The sequence below is a fragment of the Coprococcus phoceensis genome (assembly GCF_900104635.1).
Classification (GTDB): Bacteria; Bacillota; Clostridia; order Lachnospirales; family Lachnospiraceae; genus Faecalimonas; species Faecalimonas phoceensis.
In genome coordinates this window covers 1-5768 of sequence record NZ_FNWC01000003.1, presented here as the reverse complement: position 1 = coordinate 5768, position 5768 = coordinate 1, and the positions used below count along the sequence as shown (strand labels likewise).

The following is a 5768-nucleotide window of genomic DNA, read 5'->3' as shown; positions in this document are numbered from 1 at the left end:
GAGATAAATAGGCGGTAGCCAGCCTAAGGCATAAGCCACCTTGCCACAACGGAATAGAAAAGCCCCGGAGGTCGCAACTCCGGGGCTTTTTGCGTGCCACAATGAGCACTTTCGTCTTTCTTGCCTATTGGCATTATAGCATATGCCTTTCGGCATTTCAAGTATGCCCTACTTCCACCACTTATAAACCGTATGCTTTGCAAGTCCTGTCTCTCGAATGCAGTCCGCTTTCTTTCCTGCCGGGTGGCTCTCCTGCCATTCTCTGACTGTCCGCTCTGCTGTTGGTCTGCCCTCTTTTACTACTTCGCCTATAACTTTCATATCCTCTTTTTTTCGCCTTGCAAGATATAAATGAGCCTCTTGTTTTCTGTAATTTCGCTTATTTGCTGGTATCGTAACCTTTGTGTTGTCCTCTATCCATTCCCGGCTTGCTATCGTTGACAACCTTTTTCTGTCCCCTTTCAATGCCCGGAGAGCGTCTTTCACATCTGCCCGGCTGAAATGGTTGTCCTCGTCCTCGGTAAGGCTCTCTAAATGGTCCAAGAACGCATAGGCGTCTCTCCGTATCTTCTGCTCGGATATGCCACACTTCAAGCCATAAGAGCACAACGCCATAATAGAAAAGTAACGCCCTCCGGCTTTCACTTCCTCGGTTATTTTCCGTTTCCACCACTCATATAAAGCTTCGTTACATACCCACGTACCGCCCTGCTTCTTACTTTTCTGCTTCGGCTCTCCCTGCACGATCCGCTTCTCATACCATTCCGGGTACAGCTCCTTTGCTTCTTCCAGCGTAACGGTACTTTTTCTTCTCGGCTTCTCGTACAACGGAGCAAGGTCTACCTTACAGCTCGGTATGCTGGCTTTTATGTCCTCCAGCGTGTAACGGTTCTCTGACAGCTTATAGGCTTTTACTGGGAAATCTGCACCCAGCTTCGACTGACTCCCCACACACCGGAAACCTTGATAAATTCCGGTTATATCCGGGCTGTCCGGACGGATAGAGCTGGTATCATTCCATAGCCGCCGGATAAAGGCTTCTTTCAGCTCCGCAAGCACTTCTTCCCGGTTTCGATACAACTGAACCGGCTCCTGCAAGAAATAGTAAAGATGTACCCCCTTGCCGGAGCTGACAAGATAAGTCGGACGAAGCTGCACACCATTCCCAAACTGCTTCAACAGGTTCTTTAACTGCTGTTTGCCTACATAATCCACATCCACCACCACCGCAAACAGCTCATGAGCGTTCTCTTTCGTGTGTGACTTCCCGTAAAAACTAATAGGCGGTATCAGCCCAAACCTATCTCCTATGACCTTATCCAGCATTTTCAGACTATCATCAATTACCCACTGCCGGGTTCTTCCTTTGCCGGACGGTCTAATCTGTGTCGCTATAATATTACCTTTTCCGTCCCCCGGCTCTTGCTGCAGACTACCAGTCGGAAACAACTCTCGATAGAAATCATGAGGACTTACTTCCGGGTATCCCCTCTCCAGCATAAGAGCTTCTTTCTCCCGATAAGCAGACTTCCACTCATACCCTCTTTTATCTCTCCTTTTGGTGTATTTTGCCATAGTCTTTTACACCTCACTCCCTCTCGCCTTGACCGCTAATCTTATCAATAGGTTTTTGCACCTTTTTCTCTCAAGTATAAGGGAGTGCCTTTTTGGTGTCAATACCTACACCTCACTCCCTCTCGCCTTGACCGCTAATCTTATCACTACAGTATTTTACCTTTTTCTTCGTACCGACAAACTGGAATTTACATTATGCTCACAACATTAGTTATTTCTTGCTGTCTGGTTTTCATTTTTCTCCAACTTACAAATCCGTATATATCATTAGCAAAGAACGCAATAAAACATACTACCACCGAAACATATCTAATATCATACAGACTTGCCAATATCCATAATATAATCAAAACAATATCATTGGCAGCGTATGCCAATGCAAAATACGGACTTCTCCTAAAGGTAAGGTATACTGCAAGAAAACTTGTTGTTACCGATATAGTGCTCGGGATGATGTTAGCTGTATTAAAACACTTCAAAATCAAATAGAATAGAAATGTAACAACAAATGTCACAATCCACATACAGACATTTTCTCTTTTTCCAATGCTATTAACTTTAACCTCCGCTTTGTTTCCGTTATACGGATTCTTCAGCCATGATATTAAGGCAAAAATTGCCATCGGCATTGTCATTCCAAGATATGTAATCATCTCCCCATAATACGAAAAGGTATATGAAATAATCCCATACAGCAAACTGAATACAACCATAAGTAATTGTCCAAACGGATTTCCCTTTGCGTTAAATATCAAAGATGTTACTCCTATTAGCGATGCACACAAAGTCATATAATTTATTCTGTCAAAAACACAGAATGAAATTATAATAACCATTACAGAAGAACTCCACAAAACAATTTCACTTTTTGAAAAATAGTCCTTAAACTCTTTCATAATAACCTCCAAAAAAATAAGCATCCGAATATACATCTTCAAAGACCTAACGATGTACAGTCGAATGCTTTACGCATCTACTACCCGGTGGCAGTGCTTATTCTTTATCAACTTTTTTCATTTTAACCAGGTCAATTGCTTCTTTACCAGTCAGGTGTTCAATTGTCATTTCAATGATTGCCATGTTTCTGATAGAAGAATCAATTTCTTTAGGAATTCCATCTTTGTAATCTGCTGAATATTTCATAAAAAGCAAGGTTGCAATACGACGCATTTCATTCATATCTTCTACAAGATGTACTTTACCGAACGCAATGACGCTTCTGAAATATGTAGTATATTTCTCCGGCACAATATGATCTTGATCAATTACGCAAAAAGATGCTTTTTCATGTTTAATAATTGCATCAATTTTGTGTCCGCTTTTAGCAGAATGGAAATACAGTTTTCCATCTATATAAACATAGCTTATAGGAACGGCGTATGGATAATCATTATCTCCGATTAACGCTAAAGTTCCGCTTGTATTTCTGTTCAAAATTTCTATAGCGGTTTCTTGTGGCAATAACTGCTTAAATCTTCTCATTTCTCTAAACATGGTTCTTCTCCTTTTAATGTTATAAAAGAAAAAGCATTTGAATGCACATCTTCAAAGACCTAACGATGTACAAACAAATGCTTTACGCATTCACTACCCGTTGGCAGTTTTTATTCTATATTAACATTATCTATTATAATAAATAACACCTCAAAAAACAATAGAAAATTCTAATTTATCACTCTTTTTTACTTTCCAAACAAGCTATATGCCAGCATAAGAAACACTAAAATATTGCAGACCATACCGCCCCAAAACAGGTACAACTTCAAGCCCTCATATCTGAAAAAGCTGTTCTTACTTTCCTCCAGCTCCCGGATCTTCTGCTTCATCACGCTCGTAAGTGTATCAGACTGCTTCTCAAGAAGCTTTGTAGCCCTCTGTATAGCCTCTATATTCGCCTGTAACGCCTTTCTAACCTCTTGGACGGTGTTTTCCTTAACCTCATCTTTCAAGCTCCCAACCTCGTCCGATATAGCGTCTTGAAGCAACTCGTTGCTGTTCTTCAGCAGCTCTACGCTCTGCTTCAGCTCGCTGATGAGCTTCCTGTTCTGCTCTGCGTCTCTCTGCCTGTTCTGCTCTGCCCTTACTTGTTCTTGATTTGACTGCTTCATCAATTCCTCGCAGTTCTCGCTCGACATCGCCAACGCTTCTTTGAGCAGACTGTTTTCCAGCTCTGTCCGGCTCTGTCGGTTTAACTCTTGAAGCTGCTCTCTTGGACTGCTCTGCTTCTGCTGTTCGTGCATTTCTCTCAAACTCATGCTCCATGCTCTCCTTTCCGAAATCCATATTGTAGTATTTTTCCAGCTTGTTATCTCTGATTTTACAAGCCTTTTCTCCTGCCTGTTCCCTGGCTAAGTCGGTATATGTGATGTACTTATGGCTGTCCTGCCAGTCCACTCCGTACCCTCTTTCATTCATCAGCCGGATAAATGTTTCCCGGCTGGTCGCTGTTTCCTTACAATCCAGCACCGCAAGGGCAATATCCTGCACATAGCTTTTGACCTTTCCCTGCTCTGCCTGTTTCAAAAGCTGGTAGGTGTCTTTGCTCCATGCCACCGTTTCTTCCCGTACTTCTCCAGCAAATGTCTTTCCTTTCTCCGGCACATGCAAGCCCTGTTCCCGGCTCTGCTCGTTGCACCGTTCCTTTAAGTCTTTAAGGTCGTGCTTACTCCATTGGAGCTTATGACCGTTCTCATAATTTACGGAATTAACAATAAAGTGCGTGTGTATATGCCCCTTGTCTATATGCGTGGCTATCAGAACTTCATGCCCTTTCCATGCCTTTGTATGCTCTGCCAGCTCGACAGCGTTCTTGTGAGCCTGCTCCGGGGTTATTTCCTCGTCCTCATGGTAGGATTGCACATAATGCTTATAGGTTCTTCCGTCCGTCTTGCCCCACAGCTCCTTTGTGGCTTGCATTTCTTCCTTGACCGTCTCCGGCTCACAATGCAGACCGCTGACAAGCTTCTCCTCTGTCTTTTCTTTTTTCGTCACATAATCTATTGCGTGCCCTATGCCCGCCTTTGAAGATACCGCCTTAATGACTGCCATACTTTGTTCAGCTCCTCTCCATGCTTCCGCACTTCCGCTTCACTCGGCAACATTCCCCCCTCATTACACCGCTTTGCTATTTGGTTGAGGTTGTTCCCTATCCGTTTCAGTTCCGGGATAAGTTCTTTGATACCGTCCGTATTCACGATCTGCTTCTCCAGCACACAGGAAAGGATATACTCCTGCTGGTTCTTTCCACTCTCTAAAATCTTCTCCTGCAACTGCCGGTATTCTTCTTCACTTACTCGGAATGATAACTGCTTTGGTCTTGTCTTGTTCATACCCTTACCACTCCATATCCATGACATCAAGCAAGTCAAAGAAACGCTCCAGCGTCTTATTTTCCTTTTCTGCCGGGTTCTGTTTTACATATTTATCAATTACTTTCATCAGCTCCTGCACCTCGTATCTGTACTCAAACTGAATTTTATCCATTTCTTTTTTCATGCCTTTGACCTCTCTTTCTTCGGTGCTACCACCGTCACACTATGAGCCTTTCGGCTCTCTGAAAAGGGGGATTGAAGGGGGGCTTGCCACCCTCACAAGTTCTAAAGTGGTAACACTTTAGGGAACTTGCAATATATCCGCTACACATATTATAGCATGATATAAACTCTATATCAAGCGGATATATTCGTGCGTATATTCTGCCAAGAATATAGTGGAGCTTACTTCCTCTTGGGCGACTTTGGAAGTGTAGGAGGAAGACAGTCAAGGGCTTGTTTTTTATCTGCAGTATGAGCTTCGGCTTGCCGATCAGCGAGTACAGCAGATAAAAAATGGTCGCAGACCACCCTTTACTTTCTTCCGCCGGAACGGACAATGAAGCACAGGGGGGGAAGTAAAGGAACGGACGGACAGCCGTTTTCCCCTCCGGCATTATAGCCAACAAAAAAGAGTATCAAGGGTAAACGCTGCGGTCTATGACCGCCCTTGACACTCTTTTCCTTATGGCTTTGATAATAAACAAGGGGAAATGGCTTCTTGTGGCATTTCTGCCACTATGGTATAATGGGCGACGCTACCACCCCTATACAGGTACAGAAAGGGGGTGTGCCACCATGAGTATATTTTCGTCTTTCTTACTCTCTGTCTTGGCAAGTGTAGTCGCCTACTACATCTGCAAATGGCTGGACGGAGATAAA

At 43.4% G+C, this 5768-nt stretch carries 8 protein-coding genes; 1 reads left to right on the top strand and 7 read right to left on the bottom strand.

All coding sequences use genetic code 11. The annotated features are described in order from the left end of the window. Positions 1-168 precede the first annotated feature (168 nt). The 7 genes from BQ5364_RS00100 to BQ5364_RS18040 form a co-directional block, all read right to left on the bottom strand. The gene (locus tag BQ5364_RS00100) at positions 169-1575 is read right to left on the bottom strand and encodes a DNA primase small subunit (protein ID WP_021638909.1); all 1407 of its coding nucleotides are present in this window, start codon (positions 1573-1575) and stop codon (positions 169-171) included. A gap of 188 nt (positions 1576-1763) precedes the next feature. Continuing rightward, complete coding sequence (gene pnuC / locus BQ5364_RS00095; RefSeq protein WP_199484358.1) at positions 1764-2471, bottom strand: nicotinamide riboside transporter PnuC; 708 nt, start codon at positions 2469-2471, stop codon at positions 1764-1766. A 97-nt stretch (positions 2472-2568) separates the two neighbouring features. Next, the gene (locus tag BQ5364_RS00090) at positions 2569-3069 is read right to left on the bottom strand and encodes a pyridoxamine 5'-phosphate oxidase family protein (RefSeq protein WP_071143405.1); all 501 of its coding nucleotides are present in this window, start codon (positions 3067-3069) and stop codon (positions 2569-2571) included. A 188-nt stretch (positions 3070-3257) separates the two neighbouring features. Beyond that, positions 3258-3524, bottom strand: a complete 267-nt coding sequence (locus BQ5364_RS00085; protein ID WP_071143404.1) for a prefoldin domain-containing protein — start codon at positions 3522-3524, stop codon at positions 3258-3260. Then, on the bottom strand, positions 3514-4623 hold the full coding sequence (locus BQ5364_RS00080; protein ID WP_021638905.1) for a relaxase/mobilization nuclease domain-containing protein: 1110 nt from the start codon (positions 4621-4623) through the stop codon (positions 3514-3516). Before BQ5364_RS00080 ends, BQ5364_RS00085 begins: the two co-directional genes overlap by 11 nt. Then, entirely contained in the window at positions 4584-4904 is a 321-nt protein-coding gene (locus tag BQ5364_RS00075) for a MobC family plasmid mobilization relaxosome protein (protein ID WP_021638906.1), read from the bottom strand. Before BQ5364_RS00075 ends, BQ5364_RS00080 begins: the two co-directional genes overlap by 40 nt. 4 nt (positions 4905-4908) lie before the next feature. Further along, complete coding sequence (locus BQ5364_RS18040) at positions 4909-5070, bottom strand: hypothetical protein (protein WP_004614779.1); 162 nt, start codon at positions 5068-5070, stop codon at positions 4909-4911. 503 nt (positions 5071-5573) lie between these two features. On the opposite strand from BQ5364_RS18040, the gene BQ5364_RS18140 reads away from it, so the two are divergent. Continuing rightward, on the top strand, positions 5574-5768 hold a 195-nt coding region (locus tag BQ5364_RS18140), incomplete at its 3' end, for a hypothetical protein (RefSeq protein WP_136017777.1).

Bases quoted from the DNA above. Each gene is read 5' to 3' on its own strand.
- BQ5364_RS00080 (WP_021638905.1), bottom strand. From the start codon at position 4,623: ATGGCAGTCATTAAGGCGGTATCTTCAAAGGCGGGCATAGGGCACGCA.
- BQ5364_RS18040 (WP_004614779.1), bottom strand. From the start codon at position 5,070: ATGAAAAAAGAAATGGATAAAATTCAGTTTGAGTACAGATACGAGGTG.
- BQ5364_RS00090 (WP_071143405.1), bottom strand. From the start codon at position 3,069: ATGTTTAGAGAAATGAGAAGATTTAAGCAGTTATTGCCACAAGAAACC.
- pnuC (WP_199484358.1), bottom strand. From the start codon at position 2,471: ATGAAAGAGTTTAAGGACTATTTTTCAAAAAGTGAAATTGTTTTGTGG.
- BQ5364_RS00075 (WP_021638906.1), bottom strand. From the start codon at position 4,904: ATGAACAAGACAAGACCAAAGCAGTTATCATTCCGAGTAAGTGAAGAA.
- BQ5364_RS00100 (WP_021638909.1), bottom strand. From the start codon at position 1,575: ATGGCAAAATACACCAAAAGGAGAGATAAAAGAGGGTATGAGTGGAAG.